Below are 18,793 nucleotides of genomic sequence, written 5' to 3' on the forward strand. Positions count from 1 at the left end.
TGCAACGCGTGCTGACCGGCGAAACGGAGGACACGCCGCAGCTCGACGCGTATCCGCAACTGCGCACCGTCCTTGAGCAGCATGCACGGCAGATGGCGAGCGCGACTGCACATCTGCATCAGGTCGAAGCACAAGTACAGGCGCAAACCCTGCAATGGCAGCACGACGAGCGTGAGTTGCACAGGGTTCGCCAGCAATTGGAGCAAACCCTTGAGCGCGAGCAGGTGCTTGAAATTCGCTTGGACGAACTCAGCAGGCAGCTGCAGCAACAACGCCAGGATGCGCAGATCTGGGAGTTGCTGCAGTCGACCCTGACAGAAGGCTGTTGGGATATCACGGTCGTCAACGGTGATCTCCAGCACCCGGCCAGTGGCATGCGCTTTTCCAGTCAGTTCCGTGCGCTGCTGGGCTATGGGCCGGACGACTTGCCCGATGGCTGGGATGCCCAGGTCGGCATCACCCACCCGGACGACCTACCCAAGATCATGGCCATTTTCGACCGGGAAATCCTTGGCTCCCAGGGCAGCGGTGAATACGTCTTCGAATACCGGATGCGCCACAAGACCCGGGATTACATCTGGTGCCGCGAACGCGGTCGGGCGGTACGCGACCCGCATGGGCAACTGGTGCGAGTCATTGGTGCGGTGCGTGATATCAGCGATGAGCGCTCGGCCCAGTCCACCCATCAGCGCATGCTCGAACAGAACCAGGTGACCTACGCCCAGATTGCCACCGTGGTGGGGGTGATCAAGGGCATTGCCGACCAGACCAATCTGCTCGCCTTGAACGCCGCGATTGAGGCGGCCAGGGCCGGAGATGTCGGGCGCGGTTTCTCAGTGGTGGCCGATGAGGTGCGCAAGCTGGCGCAGAGTACCCGGCAGGCGACCCATCAGATCCAGACCATGTTGCATCAGCACAAATAACAGACCAATCGCTATCCCGTAGGGGCTGCGTAGGACCCGCGTAGGAGCTGTGTAGGAGCTGACGAGTGCAACGAGGCTGCGATCTTTCCCCGGACACTTGAGTCCCAAGCGAAAGATCGTCCGAACGCGGCCCGAGCCTACGGCAGCTCCTACGGTCGGTCGTCTAGAACGGAACCGCCACCACCAACTGGCTGTAGACGTTGGTGCCGTTGCCGCCAACCTGATTGCCACCGCTGTCCGCATCCTTCTCAGGCTTGTACAGGCCCACCAGCGGCGTGACGATCAGGTGTTCATTCACCGCCCATTCCACGTACAGGTCCAGCTCCTGCGCATCGAGGTTCAGCGCTTCACGGGTATGCAGGGTCTGGTAGTCGAAGAACAGTGCACCAATGGTCACGGTCTCTGCCGGCTTGAGCTTGAGGCCCACGTGCTGGATGGCGGTGTTGCTGTTGAACGGGCCGGCATAGTTGCCCGCCACTTCACCCTGGAACCAGGTGCCATAGCCGCGGTTCTGACCGTTGAACATCGAGTCCCAATCCTTGGAATAGCGGCTGTAGCGATAGGTCAGGTCCGGCGTCCAGGGCAGGTCGGCGAAGGTGTAGCCGGCTTCGGTGTACCAGGCTTTCTCCGGGCCCGCGTCCTTGTCCTGCCAGGCATACTCGAAGGAGAAGTGGGCATTCTCGATGCCAGCATTCCCGGCGCCGCGCAGGCTGTAGATGTCCATGCCTTCGCGCTGTTTCTGGAAGTCGCTGGCGTAGCGGTCATCGACTTTGATGCCGTGGATGTAGGTCAGCCCCAGGGTGCCAGGCGCGGCGGTGTATTCCAGGGTGCCAGCGGCCATTTCGGTGTTGGCTTGGGCGCGGTTGTCGGACTTGATCCACATCAGGCTGCCATGCACGCCTTCCTTGCCACCCAGGCGCACGACAGCGGTCTCGTCGAAGGCATGCCGGGCCGCCAGGTAATAGGCGCCACCGCGGTTGAGCTCGCCATCGGCCACGCCTTTGCCCAGGTTCAGGCCATCGTCGTTGATGATGAAGCCGTCGCCGAGGGTGATCACCTGGCGGCCGTAGGACAGGTCGACACCGTCCTTGCCCAATGCCGGGAACAGCTCCCCCGAACGCCAGCCGGCAAAGGCTTCATCGAACTTGGTGGTGCGTTCGGAGCCGTCGCTCAAGCCGGCTGCGTCGCCATCGCCCCAAGTGCCGGAGCTGACCAGGTTGGCCGTCCCGTAGACACTGCCCAGGCCGCCGAGTGTCTGGTCGATACTCAGGCCATACTTGATGAAACCTTCGCGCCAGCTCGAACCGCCGGCGGTGCCGTCGTAGTTCTTGCGGCTGTTGAACAGCCCGTAGACCGCCAGGAAGTTGCCGGTGACGGTGGTGTCTTCGTCGGTGTAAAGCTCATAGGCCTGGGCTGATGAATCGGCGACCAGCAGGGCAATGCCCAGGCCGATGGCGTTGCGCAGCAAAGGTGTACGACGTGTGTGCTCCATGGTGGATTCCCCAGTGTTATAGGACAGTAGAGCGCGCATTAAGGGGAGTGGTACCCGGGGAAGTCTTTCACCTGCCTGCCATCGAGTTGACTCAGGCCGCCAGCGCGGCGGTGTTGGCAGGCAGCAACAAAACCGGCGGCAGACATGGGCAAGACGCCTGGGGCGGGGCAGCGCAGAGTAAGGCTGCACGCAACGCCGTTTCGATCAGGGACTGGTTGGGGAAGGCATGATCGCCGGTTCCTGGACGGCTGTGGCATCCATACTAAAAATCCGCTTTCGAGGACCTTGCACCATGTCGATCAATGACAGGCTCACCGAGCACTTGAACCGGGGTTCGGTGGGCTTTCCCACCGCGTTGGCCAGCACCATTGGCCTGATCATGGCAAGCCCCGTGATTCTCACCGCGACCATGGGCTTTGGCATTGGCGGCAGCGCCTTTGCCGTGGCGATGCTGATCGCCGTGGTAATGATGCTGGCCCAGGCGACGACGTTTGCCGAGGCGGCGTCGATTCTCCCGACCACCGGCTCGGTCTATGACTACATCAACTGTGGCATGGGCCGTTTCTTCGCCATTACCGGGACGTTGTCGGCCTATCTGATTGTCCATGTGTTCGCCGGCACCGCCGAGACAATCCTGGCCGGGGTCATGGCCCTGGTGAACTTCGAACACCTCAACACCCTGGCCGAATCGGCAGGCGGTTCCTGGTTGCTGGGCGTGGGGTTCGTGGTGGTGTTTGGCGTACTCAATGCGTTCGGTGTCAGTGCCTTTGGCCGGGCCGAAATCATCCTGACGTTCGGCATGTGGACCACCCTGATGGTGTTCGGCGTGCTGGGCCTGATCGCCGCACCGGCAGTGGAACTGGAGGGCTGGTTCGGCGCGTCCGTGGTGGGCACCGATATGGTCACGGTGCTGTCGCTGGTGGGCATGGCCATGTTCATGTTTGTCGGCTGCGAATTCGTCACACCGTTGGCGCCGGACCTGCGCCAGTCCGCCCGGACCATGCCTCGGGCGATGATGCTGGGCTTGTTCAGCGTCGCCACTTGCATGTTCATCTACGGTGCGGCGATGAAGCGCCAGGTGGAAAACGTGCTGCTCGATGCCACCACTGGCGTGCATCTGCTCGACACCCCCATGGCGATTCCACGCTTCGCCGAACAGGTCATGGGCGATATCGGCCCGATGTGGCTGGGGATCGGCTTTCTGTTTGCCGGTGCGGCGACCATCAACACCCTGATGGCTGGCGTACCGCGGATTCTCTACGGCATGGCGGTGGACGGTGCTCTGCCGAAAGTCTTCACCTATCTGCACCCACGCTTCAAGACGCCGTTGCTGTGCATCCTGGTGGCGATGTTGATTCCGTGCCTGCATGCGTGGTGGCTGGGCGGCAATACCGACAACATCATGCACCTGGTGCTGGCGGCGGTGTGCGCCTGGAGTTTTGCCTACCTGCTTGTGACCGTGTCGGTGGTCAGCCTGCGGATTCGTCGCCCTGATCTGCCGCGGGCCTATCGCTCGCCGTGGTTCCCGTTGCCACAGATCCTGTCCAGTGTCGGCATTGTGCTGGGCATGTGGTTCATCACCCCGCCCGGCATGAATCCGGCAGACATCTACGTGCCCTTCGCGGTGATGCTCGGTGGCACCGCGGCGTATGCCTTGTTCTGGACCCTGGCGGTGCAGAAGGTCAATCCATTCAAGCCAGCGTCGGTAGATGACGTGCTGGCCAAGGAGTTCTCCCATGAGCCAGGGCAACCTGCGGGCGAGTTTGTCGACCCTGCTGCAAAAACTGTCTGAGTTGTTCAGCGCCCAGCGCGCCCCGGCCGGTTATCGGCCTGGGGCGACCCTGGAACACTTGCGACGGAACCTGGCGCTGGCGCGATTCGAGGTGGTGGGTCCGGCTACGGCGACGGCAGCCACCGACGACGGCAGCTTGCAATTGGAGATTGTCGAACGCACCGAGTCGCAGCTGTTGATGCACCTGGTGATGACCGAGTTCGTCCTGCGCGTGCCTGCCTCCCGAGAGGGCACGGCGCGCCTGGAACTGCACCACGGCGGGGCTGTCCGGCGTAGCGGCATTCGTTGCCGGCAGCGGGACGGGCGCAGTGACCTGGCGGCCCGGTTGCAGGTGGCCGTGGAGCAGGATCCTGTGCTGTACCAGGCGCTCATGCCGCTGGATTTCAAGCGTCTGCGCATCGATCTGCAAGGACGCCAGTGGTGCGTGCGCCTGGAGCACATGGGCGGTAGCGAAGTGGTGAATCGCATGCCGGCCTTTCGTCGCTATATCCCGTTGAGCCGGGAGCAGCGCACTGTTTTGCTGGCGACCTTGAGCGGCCTGCAGCGGGTGTTGGCAACGCTCTGATTCCTTTGTTCTACCCTGGCATCATTCCTGCTACTGCTCTGGCGATCAGGTACTTGTTGCGCGCATATAGATAACATGTTAACTATTGCCGTACAAAAACAATAAGCCACTGCGGAGAATGCCATGAGCATGCAACAGGTTGGGCAGGACGGTCTGGACATCTGGAACCGGGATCTGCGGGCGACTTGCGGCCACTTCGATACCGAGCTGGCCTTCAATCGTTCGCTGTTTATCGGTGAAGTGTCGAACTTCCATCGGGGTGGCCTTGCCCTCGCGAACCTGCGTACCAACGCCGGCAGCATCAAGCGTCACTCGCCCAACGCCGATCACGATGATGACCAGGATTGCTTCCTGGTCAGTCAGCGCAGCGGCTACTGCCGCATTACCCAGAACGGCCTGAGCCTCCAATTGGCGCCCGGTGAACTGTTGTTGATGGATTCCGTGGGCGCGCTTGAGATAAGCCCGTTCGGCCTGATCGAGCACGCGGTGCTGTCCTTGTCTCGCCAGGACGTGTCGAGGCAACTGGGCGGGCAAGCCAAGACCTTCGGCAAGGTTTCGTCCAGCAAGGCGTGTGGGCGGATGCTGCATGTCTTGATGGACCAGCTATGCAGGGATACACCGGACGGCGAGGGCGCGGCGGGAGAGGGTGAAGCCTTGCAGAGTGCCTTCGTTTCGCTGTTGGGCTCGGCCCTTGAACAGGGTAGCGATGGCCGTGACGAAGGGGTGGCGTTGCAGGGTAGTCACTTGCGCAGCTATGTGCAGAAGGTCATCGACGAATCACTGACCCAGCCCGGCCTCAGCCCGGTGGGCCTGGCCAATCGGCTGAATATTTCGGTGCGGCATCTGTATCGTTTGTTCGAAGAGCAGGATGACAGCGTTTGCCGTTATATCCAGCGGGCCCGGCTCAAGCGCAGCGCTGATGACCTGACCAATCCGTTCCTGCGGGACGAGTCCATCACCTCGATTGCCTACAAGTGGGGCTTTACCGATTCGGCGCATTTCAGCCGTTCGTTCAAGAAGCAGTTCGAGCTGTCGCCCAAGGAGTTTCGTTCCAGTCGTTTGCAGGTGGGGCAGGGGGTGGCTTGAGCAAGGTCGTCGCTGGCTGGACGACCGCTATCGCGAGCAAGCTCGCTCCCACAGGGTTTAGGTAGGCGGGATAGATGTGGGAGCGAGCCTGCTCGCGATGACGGTGGTCCATCCACCCTCACCACAAACTGACTCACCCCCACACAGGTTCACACCTCCGGCAAAGTCGAACCCCCATCGACCACCAAAGTCTGCCCGGTCACATAACTGGCCAGGCTCGATGCCAGGAACAGCATGGCGCCAGCGATGTCGCTCGGTTGGCCCAATCGACCCAGCGGCACCCGGCGGGCGATGTCCTGGTTGACCTCATCGTCGCCAAGATTCGCCATGGCCGGTGTCGCGATCATGCCCGGCTCGACGCCATTGACGCGGACATTCTCGGCCGCCAGCTCCAGCGCGGCATTGCGAATGAAACCATTGACCCCGGCCTTGGAGGCCGCGTAGTGGCTGAGCCCTGGATACGCCACCCGCGGGCCGGTGACCGAGGAGGTCACCAGCACGCAGCCTTGGCCCTGGCGCCGGAACATCGGCAACGCCGCCTGGGTCAGCCAGAACAGCGCCGACAGGTTCACCGCCAGCGTTCGCTCAAGCATCGACGGGGTGATCTCGGCGAACGGTGTCAGCGGAAAATACCCGGCGTTGTGCACCAGGATGTCCAGCCTTCCCAAGCGTTGTTCCAGCTCGGCCATCATCCCGAAGACCGCCGTTGCGTCGGCCAGGTCAACCCCCAGCGCTTGCACCTGACAGCCCACGGCGGTCAATTCGCCGGCCACTGCTTCGGCCCGGGCCAGGCCCAGGTCGGCAATGACCACGCGAGCCCCTCGCAGGGCAAACGCTTCGACGATGGCCCGGCCAATGCCCTGGGCGCCGCCCGTGACCAGTACGGTCTGGCCGCTGAAATCCAGATCCTCAGGCATCGCTGGCCTCCATCCGGCTGAAGGCCAGTGTCGGTACGTCGACGATGCTGGAGCCGCCATCGGCCACCAGCGTCGCCCCGGTGATGATCGACGCCTCAGGCGAGGCCAGGAAACGGCAGACGTTAGCGATTTCCAGCGCACTGGCCGGCCTGCGCAACGGCACGTCGGCGCAGACCCGGTCATACGCCTGTTGCAACGTTTCGCCATGGAACTGCATCAATGCCTGCATTTCTTCATCGGCCATGGGCGTGCGGACCCAACCTGGGCAGATCGCATTGACTCGTACGCCGTGAGGCCCGTAATCCCTTGCCAGGGAGCGGTTGAGGCCCAACAGCGCATGCTTGGCGGTGGTGTAGCCGCACACGTGCGGGCCTGCCGCCAAGGAAGCAATGGAGGCGATCAGCACAATGTTGCCGGCACTTTCCTGCAGCAGGGGCAGGCACGCCCGGGCGCTGTAGAAGGCACTGTCGAGATTGCTGCGCAAGGCCGCTTCCCAGGTCGATGGCTGAGTCTCGGTGGCGCTTCCCATGCCCATGCCACCGGCACAGGCCAGCAGCACGTCGAGTCGGCCATAACGCGTGCGAATCTGCTCGACGAAGCTGTCCCAGGTGGCCGGGCAGGCTGCATCGCCCACCAGCACCAGGCCGCCGATGTCCTCGGCGAGTGTTTCCAGGGGCTCGCGGCGTCGACCGATCAGCACCAGGTTGGCGCCTTCGGCGGCATACAGGCGGGCGCAAGCTGCGCCGATACCGGTGCCGGCCCCCGTGATCACGACGGTGCGTAATTCAGGCATCGGGATACTCCGTCTGGTTGAGCACCTGGCAGTACGAACTGACCGGGAAATTGGAGAACTCATCGAACGATGCACCGGCGTAGCCGAAGATCTTGCCGTCGCTGCGATGCTGTTGCAGGTCGATCAGCACCAGGCCCAGGGTCGGGATGATTTTTTCCCGCCATACGAACAGATACAGCTGATCGGCGATCTTGTAGGTGTCGCAGCGGTCGGTGTCACACAGGCCTTGTTCAACACCCTTGAGGCACTGCCACGAGTAGAACTGGTCGTTGAGGTAAATGTGTTCGTAGACTTCGCTCGGGCTGTAGCGATACAGGTTGCGCAGCCCCACCAGTTCGGTGGTCGGTGCGTGCGGGCACAGGCCAGGCTGCCAGGGACGATCGAGGCTGCCGTGCAGGAACTGCGCTTGAACCGAGGTCAGGGGCTTGCCGGCCAGCGCCCGGCTGTAGAGGCCTTCGCCGGTTTCTTGCTGGCTCGGCATGCGGCCGATCACGGCGGTGAAGGCGGCGCTGGCGGTATCGAGCACCAGGCTTACCGACAGCGTCAGCTCGCCTTCGCGCTTGATGAAGTCCACCAGGTACAGGCCCGGGCGTACGGATGTGGCCCGGTAGGTCGCGGTGCCGCTGGAGTGCCCATCGGCGGCGTTCCAGGACACGGTGTCCTGCTCGAAGCGATGCTCGATCTGCCAGCCATTGGCGAAATGCAGGGTGAAGGTCTTGCCGTCCAGGTCGGCCAGGTTTGGCAGGATGAAGGCTTCGGGGGCAAAGCCATCGGCCAGGGCGCCGACGGTGATCCAGTCTGAAGATGTGCTCATTGCAAGGCTCCGGTGGTTGAATTAGCCACTCGGATCATGCGGTGCCGGGCAACGGCAGCCTATCAACCAAATGGTTGATCAGAGGAACAGTGCGCTGACCAACTCGGTACGGCTGCTCACGCCAACCTTGCGAAACAGGTGGATCAGGTGAGTCTTGATGGTCGGCAAGCCCACTTCCAGCTCCCGGGCCAATTGCTTGTTGCTGACGCCTTGGCGCAGTAGCCAGGCAATCTGGCGCTCCTTGGGCGTCAGGTCGCCCAGTGGGTCCTCATGGGCTGGTAAATGGGCCACGGCCAGTTGCAGCAAAGTCTGCAACGCGCTGAGTTGACTCAACTGCTGGCTGGTGAATACACCTTGCTCGGCGGTGCGCAGCAACGAAATCGCGGCTTGGGGCTGACCGTCCCGATGGGCGAAGACTTCCACCACGTCGACCACGCCGTAGCGCTGCAGGAAGTCGTGATAACGATGGTTGTCACGTCGCGGTTGGCGGGCCATCGCCAGGCCCAACGGCACCACGGCCAACTCGCTGGACACGCAGTGGCGCGGGTGCAGCGGGTCGAATTGGCGATAGTTGTCCAGGTAGTCGCGGTGCATCTCGCCGCTCATCTTATGCAGGCTGAAGTCATGGACCTGCAGCTGCCGATCAACGCAGTAGAACGCCGCCCGGCTGACGGGAACCAGCTGGGTAAAGGCGTGCAGGCACTGGCCGGCGATGTCCTGGGTGGGGATGACGTTCATGGTCGCACCTTCGCCGAGAGGGCTGCCGGTGGGGCCGGCAGCCAAGTCCGATCAGGCTACCGCGAAGTAGTGTTTGACGAAACTCTCGCTGACCACTTCCCACAGCACTGGCGTGCCCTTGGTCACGAACCAGCTGTCGCCGGCCTTGTAGCGGGTGCTCTGGCCGGTGGCCTCGTCGGTGAGCACTACTTCACCGGTGACCACGGTGGCTTGTTCGGCGAAGGGGTAGACCATCCGGAACTTGCCTTGGGTGGTGCCGAAGTAGGCGCTGCTGACGGGATCGGTCGGTGCGCCGAAGGTCATCTTGCCGAAGGCTTTGACTTCGCCTTCGAGAATCTGCGAACCGAGATCGGCGACGGTGCCCCAGGCGTCCAGGTCGGACAGCTGGATGTCTTTTTCGAGGGTGATAAGGGGCATTGCAGTGACTCCTGATGATTAAAAAAAACAGCGAGGTTGGGTGGGGCTTTTGTGACGTGGGGGTTGATGAACCATCACATCGCACCGCTGGACTTGTAGGAGCTGGCGAAGCCTGCGATCTTTTGATTTTGATCGTTCGCTTTCAACTCAATGGTCAAGGGAAAGATCGCAGCCTCGTTTCACTCGTCAGCTCCTACGGCCCGGTTCGGCGGTGCGGGGGGGTTCCCCCGCCACAGGGCTTATGTTCAGTCGCTCATCTCAGCGACGGCCGTTCCAGTAGCCCGACAGCTGATGCCAGGACTTGCCGGCGGTCAGCAGCAATGGGCGAATGGCGTCTTTGCCGATGATGGTCGGGCGATGGATCGAGCTGACCAGGTCGTAGCGCGCCGAGCCTTCGCTCATGCCTTCGGCCAGCACCTTGCAGATGATGTGGCTCGGGGTGACGCCAAAGCCTGAGTAACCCTGGACGAAAAACGCGTTGCTGCGGCCGGGCAGGGTGCCGATCTGTGGGAACAGGTTCGGGCTGCACGCCATCGGGCCACCCCAGGCCAGGTCGATCTTCACGTCCTTGAGGTACGGAAAGATCTTGAGCATCAGGCGCCGGTTCCAGCCCTTCAGATCCTGGGGGATGTGCTCCACCAACGGCGTCGCGGCACCGAACAGCAGGCGGTTTTCGTTGGTGACGCGGTAGTAGTCGATCACCGGGCGAATGTCACTGTAGGCACCGCGAATCGGGCTGATGCGCTGGATCAGTTCGTCCGACAACGGCTCGGTCATCATCTGGAAGGCGTAGGTGTTGATGGTCGAGCGATGCAGCTCCGGTTCCAGCTTGTTGAGGAAACTGTCACAGGCCCAGAGCAACTTGCTGGCCCTGACCGAACCACGCCCGGTACGCACGGTGATGCGCTCGCCATAACTGACCTCCAGGGCCGGGCTGTTCTCGAAAATCCGCACGCCGTGGCTGACCAGGGCCTTGGCTTCACCCAGTAACAGGTTCAGTGAGTGCACATGCCCGCCGCCCATGTGCAGCAACGCGCTGCCGTAGGCCTTGGAACCGATGATCTGCTGCACGTCGGAGCCGCCGAGAAAGCGGATCTCGTGTTTGCTGTTGACTGACTTGAAGTCTTTTTCCCAGGCCCGCAGGGTTTTCTCCTGGCGCGCGTTGAAGCCCATGTAGCCGTAGCCGTGGCAGAAGTCGGCATCGATGGCGTACTTGGCGATACGGTCCTTGATGATGTCGGCACCCAGGTCGCTGATCTCGAAGATCTGGCGCAGGCCGTCTTCACCCACATCCTGCTTGATCTTTTCCAGGTCATGACCGATACCGGCCATGATCTGCCCGCCATTGCGCCCGGTGCCACCGAACCCCAGGTAACGCGCCTCCAGCACCACGATGTTGGTGATGCCTTTTTCGGCGAGCTCCAGCGCGGTATTGATGCCGGAGAAACCGCCGCCAATGACCACAACATCGGCTTCCACGTCCTGTTCCAGGGTGGGGAAGCTGAGGTTGTATTTCTTGGTGGCCGTGTAATAGGTGGGCGTTTCGATATTGATCATGACGCAACCTGACAAAGTGAAAGGAAACTCCGTTGCAACGCCTACGCAAGGCATTGCAGGGGATGGCCCTATTAAGAGCCCGGATGGGGGCACCTGTCTTGATCATCCGTGCCGGGGTATTTGACCGAGCGCGTCATGGAGCCGAAACCTGCCCATGAAAAGTACAATTTTGAATCTGGAAGGTGCATTTTTCATCCGCCTGTGATTGCCCATACTGGACCGGCCTTAATCACTGATCCCGCTGTTTGTGCAACCTCAGGTTGCCGGGCAGAGGCGGGATCGGCAGATGCCAATAATAAAAGAGCCTGTCCATGAAAAAGCCAAACCCGCTGCTCGAAGACCTCAAGCCCATCCTGCCGGTCATTGCCGCCAACGCCTTCCAGGCGGAGAAAGACCGTAGCGTGCCTGCCGAGAATATAGCCTTGCTCAAAAGCATCGGCATGCACCGGGCCTTCCAACCGAAACCCTACGGTGGCATGGAGATTTCCCTGCCGCAGTTTGCCGATTGCATCGCGCTGCTGGCCGGTGCCTGCGCCAGCACGGCCTGGGCCATGAGCCTGTTGTGCACCCACAGCCATCAGTTGGCAATGTTCCCGGCCAAGGCCCAGCAGGAAATCTGGGGCGATGATCCCGATGCCACCGCCAGCAGCAGCATCGCGCCGTTTGGCCGCACCGAGGAAGTCGAGGGCGGTGTGATGTTCAGCGGTGAAATGGGCTGGAGCAGCGGCTGCGATCTTGCCGAATGGGCGATCGTGGGGTTTCGCCGGAAAAACGCCGAAGGTGCCCAGGACTATTGCTTTGCGGTGCTGCCGCGCAGCGACTATGCGATTCGCGATGACTGGTTCGCGGTGGGCATGCGCGGCAGTGGCAGCAAGACGTTGATCATCGACAACGCTTTCGTGCCAGAACACCGGATCCAGAAAGCCAAGGACATGATGGAGGGCAAGTCCGGCGGATTCGGCCTGTACCCCGACAGCAAGATTTTCTACTCGCCATACCGACCCTACTTCGCCAGTGGTTTCTCCACGGTCAGCCTGGGCGTGGCCGAACGCATGCTGGAGGTCTTTCGCGAGAAAACCCGCAACCGCGTGCGGGCCTACACCGGTGCGGCAGTCGGTGCCGCTACCCCGGCGTTGATGCGCCTGGCCGAGTCGACCCATCAGGTGGCCGCGGCCCGTGCCTTTCTGGAGAAAACCTGGCAGGAACACGCCGAATACGGCGAGCGCCACGAATACCCCAGCCGGGAAACCCTGGCGTTCTGGCGGACCAACCAGGGCTACGCCACCAAGATGTGCATCCAGGCCGTCGATCGCTTGATGGAGGCGGCCGGCGGCGGCGCCTGGTTCGAAAGCAATGAGTTGCAACGGCTGTTCCGCGACGCCCACCTGACCGGCGCCCATGCCTATACCGACTACGACGTCTGCGCGCAGATTCTCGGTCGTGAGCTGATGGGCCTTGAGCCTGATCCTTCCATGGTTTGACCGCCTGTTCGCTGAATCCTAGAACAATAATCGAGGCCGTCGCTCGGGACGGCCGGGAGTCTTGCATGTCCAGTCTTTGTGATACCGCTTTCGATACCCGCGCGTTCCGCCGGGCCCTGGGTAACTTCGCCACCGGCGTGACCGTGGTCACCGCTGCCACTGAAGATGGCCGCAAGGTCGGTGTGACGGCCAACAGTTTCAACTCGGTGTCCCTGGACCCGCCATTGATTCTGTGGAGCATCGACAAGCGTTCGAGCAGCCATGGCGTGTTCGAAGCCGCCAGCCACTTTGCGGTGAACGTGCTGGCCGCCGACCAGATCGACCTGTCGAACAACTTCGCACGACCCAAGGAGGATCGCTTCGCTGAAATCGAATTCGAGACCGGCGAAGGCGGTGCCCCGGTGTTTGTCGATTGCTCGGCGCGTTTTCACTGTGAAAAATTCCAGCAGGTCGATGGCGGCGATCACTGGATCATGATCGGCAAGGTGGTGGCGTTTGATGATTTTGGCCGCTCTCCATTGCTCTATCACCAGGGCGCCTATTCGATGGTGCTGCCCCACACGCGCATGACCAAACGGGAAGAGGGCCAGTCACCCAGCAGTCACTTCCAGGGGCGCTTGAGCCACAACCTGTATTACCTGATGACCCAGGCACTGCGGGCCTATCAGGCCAGCTACCAGCCGCGTCAGTTGTCCACCGGCTTGCGCACCAGTGAGGCGCGGATGTTGATGGTGCTGGAGAACGACGCCGGGCTGAATCTGTGCGACCTGCAGCGGGAAGTGGCGATGCCGGCGCGCGAGATCGAAGAAGCCGTGGCCAACCTCAAGCGCAAGGGCCTGGTGAGTGATGAAGGCGAGCGGGTACGCCTGACTGCCAAGGGTATCGATGAGACCGAAGGGCTCTGGGCGATTGCCAAGGAGCAGCAGGACAAGGTATTCGACCAGTTCAGCGAAGAACAGGTCGAGCACTTCAAGCAGGTGCTCAAGGGCGTGATCAAGGGCGCTTGAGCTCGCATCGATACCTTCCCTTGCTCCCGCTGGGCTCTGTAGGAGCTGGCGAAGCCTGCGATCTTTTGATCTTGATCTTGATCTTTTCGCTCTCGACTCAATTGTCTGGGACAAGATCGCAGCCTCGTTGCACTCGACAGCTCCTACACAGCGCTCGCTTTTACACCGCGTCCACACCGCTCATGCAAGCTTCCTTGTCACAGGGCCATCGCTTGATCCAGATTCTGTGAACGGATAGTCCGGCATGGGTTGGAAGCTGTTAAGATTTAGTTAACTCATTAACTAAATCCTTCTCGCGAACATACTCATGCCCAAGCTGCGCCAATCCTTGACCCTGACCCTGCTCCAGGCCCGTGAAGCGGCCATGGGGTTTTTCCGGCCTTCCCTCAATCAACATGGCTTGACCGAGCAGCAATGGCGGGTCATCCGTATCCTTAGCCAGCACGACGAGCTGGAGATCAATCGCCTGGCCGAACTGGCCTGCATCCTCAAGCCCAGCATGACCGGCGTGTTGGTACGCATGGAAGCGGCGGGCATGGTGGTGCGGCGCAAGGCTGAACAGGATCAGCGGCGAGTGCTGGTACGCCTGGCGCCGCAAGGGCAGGCGAGTTTCGATTCGATGAGCCAGAGCATGGAAGAGAACTACCAGCGTCTGCAGGACAAGTTGGGGGAGGAAAAATTGCAGACGTTGCTAGGGTTGCTCAATGACCTGAAGGCGATCAGGCGCTGAGACCCCGGGCCGGTTGTTTTCTGTGGGAGCAAGGCTTGCCCGCGATGAAGACGCTGCGGTCTTTCAGAGACCGAGGTGCCTGTTTCGCGAGCAAGCTTTGCTCCCACAGATCCCCTTGCCACAAGGTATTTGATACCGATCAGTACACCCCGCCAGCCGCAGGTTTTGGCGTGTCTTTGAACGTTGCCGCCAGCGTCTGCAAGCCCCGCATCAACACCGTGGTATCCACGCCCACCGCGACAAACGCCGCGCCGAGTTCGATATAGCGCCGGGCCAGTTTTTCATCGGCGCTGAGAATCCCGGCTGCCTTGCCGGCCTGGCGGATGCGGGCGATGGCGTCTTCGATGGCCGCTTGCACATCCGGGTGGCCGGGATTGCCGCGAAAACCCATGGACGCGCTCAGGTCCGCCGGGCCGATAAAGACCCCATCCACACCTTCCACTGCCGCAATGGCATCCAGGTTGGCCACGCCTTCGCGGCTCTCGATCTGGACCAACAGGCATATCTGTTCATCGGCCTTGTCGAGGTAACCGGGGATGCTGTTCCAGCGTGACGCCCGGGCCAGTGCGCTGCCAACGCCGCGTACACCATGGGGCGGGTAGTGGATGGCGCGCACCAGTTCGCGCGCCTGGTCGGCGCTTTCCACCATCGGCACCAGCAGGGTTTGCACGCCAATATCGAGCACTTGCTTGATCAGCGCCGTGTCACCGATCACCGGGCGTATCACCGGTTGGCTGGGGTAGGGGGCCACGGCCTGGAGTTGGCCGAGCAAGGTGCGCAAGTCGTTGGGCGCGTGTTCACCGTCGATCAGCAGCCAGTCGAAGCCGGCGTTGGCCGCCAGTTCCGCACAGTAGGCATCGGCCAACCCCAGCCACAGGCCGATCTGCGCCTCGCCGATGCGCAGGCGTTGCTTGAAGGTATTGATGGGCATGTCCATGAAACGGTCTCCGATCAGACGAAACGGCAGGCGATGGAACCGAGCATGTCGTAGTCGACATGAAAGGTATCGCCGGGGTTGGCTGCCACGGGGCGGGTGAAGGAACCACCGAGGATGATCTGTCCCGGTTGCAGGGTGACGTCATAGGCCGCCAGCTTGTTCGCCAGCCAGGCCACGCCTTTGGCCGGGTGATTGAGCACCGCCGCCGAGACGCCGGATTCTTCGATCACACCGTTGCGGTAGAGCACCGCCGGCACCTTGCGCAGGTCGATCTCGGTCGGGCGTACGGCGCGACCGCCCATGACCACGCCGGCATTGGCGGCGTTGTCGGAGATGGTGTCGAACACCTTGCGGGTCGCTTTGGTCTGCGGATCGATCTGCTGGATGCGCGCATCGATGATTTCCAACGCCGGGATCACCCATTCGGTGGCGTCGAGCACGTCGAACACCGTCACGTTCGGGCCCTTCAACGGCTTGCCGAGAATGAACGCCAGCTCCACTTCCACCCGCGGCACGATGAAACGCTCGAACGGGATGTCGGTGCCTTCGTCGAAGAACATGTCGTCCAGCAGCGCGCCGTAGTCCGGCTCGGTGATGTTCGACGACACCTGCATGGCCCGGGAGGTCAGGCCAATCTTGTGGCCGACCAGCTTGCGGCCGTCCTTGATTTTCTGCGCGACCCAGGCGCGCTGGATGGCGTAGGCATCCTCGATGGTGATGTCCGGGTGATCGAGGGAAAACTGCCGCACCTGCTCGCGGGAGCGTTCGGCATGGTCGAGGCGGGCGGCGGCTTGCTGGATGAGGTTCTGGTCAAGCATGGCAAGGGTCTCTTATTGAGGGTTGACGATGGCGGCCCGGGTGCGCAGCACCAGCAAGCCGCCAAGGGCGATGAGCAGGGCCAGCACATACAAGGCGAGGCTGGCGCTCTGGGTGGTGTCGCGCATCCAGCCGATCAGGTAGGGCGCGAAGAATGAGGCGATGCTGCCGAAGGAGCTGATCAGCGCGATACCGGCGGCCTGGGTGCCGTTGGACAGGAAGGCTGGCGGCAGTTGCCAGAACATCGGCAACGCCGCGCTGGCGCCCATGCCGGCGACGATCAGGCCGCTGAGCACCAGGGTCGGATTGCCGGGTGAGAGCCCGGTGACCGCAATGCCCAGCGCGGCCATCAACAGCGGTACGCACAGGTGCCAGCGACGTTCGCGATGGCGGTCGGAGGAACGCCCGCAGCCGATCATGAAGAAACAGCCGGCCAGGTACGGCACCGCGCTGAGCAGCCCGACCTTGCCGTCGCTGCCGATGCCGGCGCCGTGGATCAGGGTGGGCATCCAGAAGGCCAGGGTGTTCACCGCCAGCATCACGGCGAAGTACACCGCCACCAACAACCAGACCTGCGGATTGTTGAGGATCGCCGAAAACGAGGTGATGGATTTGCGCTGTTCTTCAAGGCTCAGTTGTTCGCGCAGCTGCTGCTTGGCGTGTGGTGTGAGCCACCTGACCGTCTCGAAATTGTCCGGCAGGCACTTGAGCACAACAAGGCCGAGCAGGATCACCGGCAGTCCTTCGATGACGAACATCCACTGCCAGCCGCGCAAACCGCCAACATCATGGAAGTGCTCGAGAATGCCACCGGACAAAGGCCCGCCAATCACTCCGGCCATCGGCACGGCGATGGCGAACAACGCGGTCACTTGGGCCCGGCGGCGGGCCGGATACCAACGGTTGAGAAAGACCAGGATGCCAGGAAAGAAACCGGCCTCGGCCACGCCCAGCAGAAAGCGCAACACGTAGAAACCGGCGGCGCTGTCGATAAGGAACATGCCGGTGGACAAGGCGCCCCAGACCACCATCAGCGTGGCGATCCAGCGCCGCGGACCGACCCGGTCCAGGGCCATGTTGCTGGGCACCCCAAACAGCGCATAGGCGATGAAAAACAGCCCTGCGCCGAAGCCGTAGACCGTGTCGCTGAACTGCAGGTCGGCGCTCATCTGCATCTTCGCGAAGCCGATGTTGATGCGATCCAGGTGGGCAAAGAGGTAACAGACCAGCAGCAGCGGCATCAGCCGCCAGGTGATGGTGGCATGGGTGCGGTCGTGCGCGACGGTGCCGGCAGTGTCGGCGGTATTGGCTGTGCTCATGATCTTGTACTTTTTGTCAGAGGGGCCGATGGGGAACGCGAGGCGGGCTGATTCAGCTGGCCTGGCCCTTGAGGAACGCGTGGACGTTATTGGCCTTGAAGTTGAGCTGTTCGTGCAGCTCGATCATCTCGAATGACAGGGCCAGCAGGCGTTGGGCCTGGAGCTCGGCGAAGTGCGCGGTGATCACCTCGAAGAGTTTTTCCGCGACTTTCTGGCGGGTGGCCAGGTCGCGGCCGTGGCCGACTTTCAAGGTCATGTGTACGAAGGCGTAGTCGTGCTTGCCGTCGGCCATGCGCCAGGTGTCCAGGCGCACGCCGCGGCTGCGGATGCCGCCCAGGGGGAACACGCCGCTGTCGCCCAGCAAGGCGTGGACCTTTTCAAACAGGCCGGGCAGGTCGGCTTGTTGTTCGATGTTGTCGGTGTATTCAGCGATGAAATGGGGCATGGGGCCTCCTGCGTCGGCAGCTTTGAGTGGCAAGCTGCAAGCGACAAGTTGAACGCGATCAGCTTGCAGCTTGTGGCTTGCGGCTTGTAGCTGCTATTCAGACTGGAAAAATGGCGTTGATCTGGCCGGTGCCGGAGCTGCCGAAAGGCTCGGTGATGATTTCGGCAGGCTTGTCGTAGTCCGGCCCGCCGAGCAACCCCAGCAGCATCGCCGTGTCATGCATCTTGCCTTCGCCGAAGCAGTGTTCGGCGTAGTCCGGGAGCATGGCGCAGAACTCTTTCCAGCGGCCCTGGCGCCACATTTCGACGACGTGCAGGTCGACCTGCTTGTCGAACTCCCGCGTCCAGTTGTGGATGTTGGCTTCGGCGTTGCGATCGTCGGAGAAACGGTGCGACAGCGAGCCGGACGCGAGCACCAGCACCTTGCGGTCGCTTTTTTCGATGGCCCGGCGCACGGCGGCGCCGAAGGTGAAGCTGTCTTGCAGGCGGTGCCAGGCGCACCAGGCGGCAATCGACACGACGTTGAATTTCTGTTCCTGAGGGACGTCCATGTGCATGTAGCGCATGGGCACCAGGGTGCCGTATTCCAGCTCGAGACTCGGGATGTTGTGGGCCAGGGTGCGCACGTCGGCGGCATTGGCCTCGGCGGCAATCAACTCACCCAGTTCCGGGGCGCCTGAGTATTCGTACTCCATGTTCTTGATGAAGTGCGGCAGCTCGTTGCTGGTGTAGATGCCCTTGAAGTGCGCGCCGCTGTTGACGTGATAGGCGCTGTTGACCAGCCAGTGCACGTCGAACACCACGGCGGTATCGGCCCCCAGTTCCCGGGCGCGGCGACCGATCTCCTTGTGGCCGGCAATTGCGGCGGCGCGGCAACCGTGGTGCTTGCCGGGCAGCTCCGACAGGTACATCGAGGGAACGTGGCAGATTTTCGCAGCCAGGACGACTTCGCCCATGATGATTCT

18 protein-coding genes and 2 pseudogenes are annotated in these 18,793 nt (G+C 62.1%); 8 read left to right on the forward strand and 12 right to left on the reverse strand.

Translation table 11 applies throughout. The features are described 5' to 3' along the window. Nucleotides 1-374: 374 nt before the first annotated feature. Nucleotides 375-665: pseudogene (locus tag ASC85_RS33850) on the forward strand (PAS domain-containing protein); the annotation flags it as partial. Continuing rightward, nucleotides 645-914: pseudogene (locus ASC85_RS33855) on the forward strand (methyl-accepting chemotaxis protein); the annotation flags it as partial. The pseudogenes ASC85_RS33850 and ASC85_RS33855, both read left to right, overlap by 21 nt. A gap of 172 nt (nt 915-1,086) precedes the next feature. Here ASC85_RS33855 and ASC85_RS15965 read toward each other — a convergent pair. Further along, a complete protein-coding gene (locus ASC85_RS15965) occupies nt 1,087-2,415 on the reverse strand; it encodes an alginate export family protein (protein ID WP_057450396.1) in 1,329 nt (442 codons plus the stop codon). A 292-nt stretch (nt 2,416-2,707) separates the two neighbouring features. Between ASC85_RS15965 and ASC85_RS15970 the strand changes: the two genes are divergently transcribed. From ASC85_RS15970 to feaR, 3 genes are all read left to right on the forward strand, one after another. Next, nucleotides 2,708-4,207, forward strand: a complete 1,500-nt coding sequence (locus tag ASC85_RS15970; protein WP_057450398.1) for an APC family permease — start codon at nt 2,708-2,710, stop codon at nt 4,205-4,207. Continuing rightward, nucleotides 4,152-4,772 carry a DUF3156 family protein gene (locus tag ASC85_RS15975; RefSeq protein WP_057450400.1) on the forward strand — a complete coding sequence of 207 codons (621 nt, stop codon included), beginning with the start codon at nt 4,152-4,154 and terminating at the stop codon, nt 4,770-4,772. Before ASC85_RS15970 ends, ASC85_RS15975 begins: the two co-directional genes overlap by 56 nt. Nucleotides 4,773-4,895: 123 nt before the next feature. Beyond that, entirely contained in the window at nt 4,896-5,858 is a 963-nt protein-coding gene (gene feaR / locus ASC85_RS15980; RefSeq protein WP_057450401.1) for a transcriptional regulator FeaR, read from the forward strand. Nucleotides 5,859-6,007: 149 nt separating this feature from the next. Here feaR and ASC85_RS15985 read toward each other — a convergent pair whose 3' ends face one another. The 6 genes from ASC85_RS15985 to ASC85_RS16010 all read right to left on the reverse strand — a co-directional run bounded on the left by ASC85_RS15985 (nt 6,008) and on the right by ASC85_RS16010 (nt 11,094). After that, complete coding sequence (locus ASC85_RS15985) at nt 6,008-6,775, reverse strand: SDR family oxidoreductase (protein ID WP_057450403.1); 768 nt, start codon at nt 6,773-6,775, stop codon at nt 6,008-6,010. Next, nucleotides 6,768-7,568: an SDR family NAD(P)-dependent oxidoreductase gene (locus tag ASC85_RS15990; protein WP_057450404.1), complete on the reverse strand. Its 801-nt coding sequence runs from the start codon at nt 7,566-7,568 to the stop codon at nt 6,768-6,770. The genes ASC85_RS15985 and ASC85_RS15990 overlap by 8 nt, the downstream gene beginning before the upstream one ends. Continuing rightward, nucleotides 7,561-8,382, reverse strand: coding sequence for a molybdenum cofactor biosynthesis F family protein (locus tag ASC85_RS15995; protein WP_057450407.1), 822 nt, complete (start codon nt 8,380-8,382; stop codon nt 7,561-7,563). Before ASC85_RS15995 ends, ASC85_RS15990 begins: the two co-directional genes overlap by 8 nt. A gap of 78 nt (nt 8,383-8,460) precedes the next feature. Next, on the reverse strand, nt 8,461-9,120 hold the full coding sequence (locus tag ASC85_RS16000; RefSeq protein ID WP_057450410.1) for a helix-turn-helix transcriptional regulator: 660 nt from the start codon (nt 9,118-9,120) through the stop codon (nt 8,461-8,463). Between the two features lie 51 nt (nt 9,121-9,171). Next, nucleotides 9,172-9,537: a cupin domain-containing protein gene (locus ASC85_RS16005; RefSeq protein WP_046065473.1), complete on the reverse strand. Its 366-nt coding sequence runs from the start codon at nt 9,535-9,537 to the stop codon at nt 9,172-9,174. 258 nt (nt 9,538-9,795) lie between these two features. Further along, nucleotides 9,796-11,094 (reverse strand): NAD(P)/FAD-dependent oxidoreductase, encoded by a 1,299-nt coding sequence (locus ASC85_RS16010; protein ID WP_057450412.1) that lies wholly within the window; start codon nt 11,092-11,094, stop codon nt 9,796-9,798. 311 nt (nt 11,095-11,405) lie between these two features. On the opposite strand from ASC85_RS16010, the gene ASC85_RS16015 reads away from it, so the two are divergent. The 3 genes from ASC85_RS16015 to hpaR all read left to right on the forward strand — a co-directional run bounded on the left by ASC85_RS16015 (nt 11,406) and on the right by hpaR (nt 14,312). Next, a complete protein-coding gene (locus tag ASC85_RS16015) occupies nt 11,406-12,575 on the forward strand; it encodes a p-hydroxyphenylacetate 3-hydroxylase oxygenase component (RefSeq protein ID WP_057450414.1) in 1,170 nt (389 codons plus the stop codon). A 65-nt stretch (nt 12,576-12,640) separates the two neighbouring features. Beyond that, entirely contained in the window at nt 12,641-13,582 is a 942-nt protein-coding gene (locus ASC85_RS16020) for a p-hydroxyphenylacetate 3-hydroxylase reductase component (protein WP_057450417.1), read from the forward strand. Nucleotides 13,583-13,889: 307 nt separating this feature from the next. Beyond that, the gene (gene hpaR, locus ASC85_RS16025) at nt 13,890-14,312 is read left to right on the forward strand and encodes a homoprotocatechuate degradation operon regulator HpaR (RefSeq protein WP_014338027.1); all 423 of its coding nucleotides are present in this window, start codon (nt 13,890-13,892) and stop codon (nt 14,310-14,312) included. A 139-nt stretch (nt 14,313-14,451) separates the two neighbouring features. On the opposite strand, the gene hpaI is transcribed toward hpaR, so the two are convergent. The 5 genes from hpaI to hpaD all read right to left on the reverse strand — a co-directional run bounded on the left by hpaI (nt 14,452) and on the right by hpaD (nt 18,784). Further along, on the reverse strand, nt 14,452-15,249 hold the full coding sequence (hpaI, locus tag ASC85_RS16030) for a 4-hydroxy-2-oxoheptanedioate aldolase (RefSeq protein WP_057450420.1): 798 nt from the start codon (nt 15,247-15,249) through the stop codon (nt 14,452-14,454). A 14-nt stretch (nt 15,250-15,263) separates the two neighbouring features. Continuing rightward, entirely contained in the window at nt 15,264-16,067 is an 804-nt protein-coding gene (hpaH, locus tag ASC85_RS16035) for a 2-oxo-hept-4-ene-1,7-dioate hydratase (RefSeq protein ID WP_003201609.1), read from the reverse strand. A 12-nt stretch (nt 16,068-16,079) separates the two neighbouring features. Then, on the reverse strand, nt 16,080-17,384 hold the full coding sequence (locus ASC85_RS16040) for an MFS transporter (RefSeq protein WP_057450423.1): 1,305 nt from the start codon (nt 17,382-17,384) through the stop codon (nt 16,080-16,082). Nucleotides 17,385-17,436: 52 nt separating this feature from the next. Continuing rightward, nucleotides 17,437-17,829, reverse strand: coding sequence for a 5-carboxymethyl-2-hydroxymuconate Delta-isomerase (locus ASC85_RS16045; RefSeq protein WP_046065466.1), 393 nt, complete (start codon nt 17,827-17,829; stop codon nt 17,437-17,439). A gap of 97 nt (nt 17,830-17,926) precedes the next feature. Then, entirely contained in the window at nt 17,927-18,784 is an 858-nt protein-coding gene (hpaD, locus tag ASC85_RS16050) for a 3,4-dihydroxyphenylacetate 2,3-dioxygenase (RefSeq protein ID WP_057450426.1), read from the reverse strand. Nucleotides 18,785-18,793 lie beyond the last annotated feature (9 nt).

It is taken from the genome of Pseudomonas sp. Root401, from assembly GCF_001425105.1.
Classification (GTDB): domain Bacteria; phylum Pseudomonadota; class Gammaproteobacteria; order Pseudomonadales; family Pseudomonadaceae; genus Aquipseudomonas; species Aquipseudomonas brassicacearum.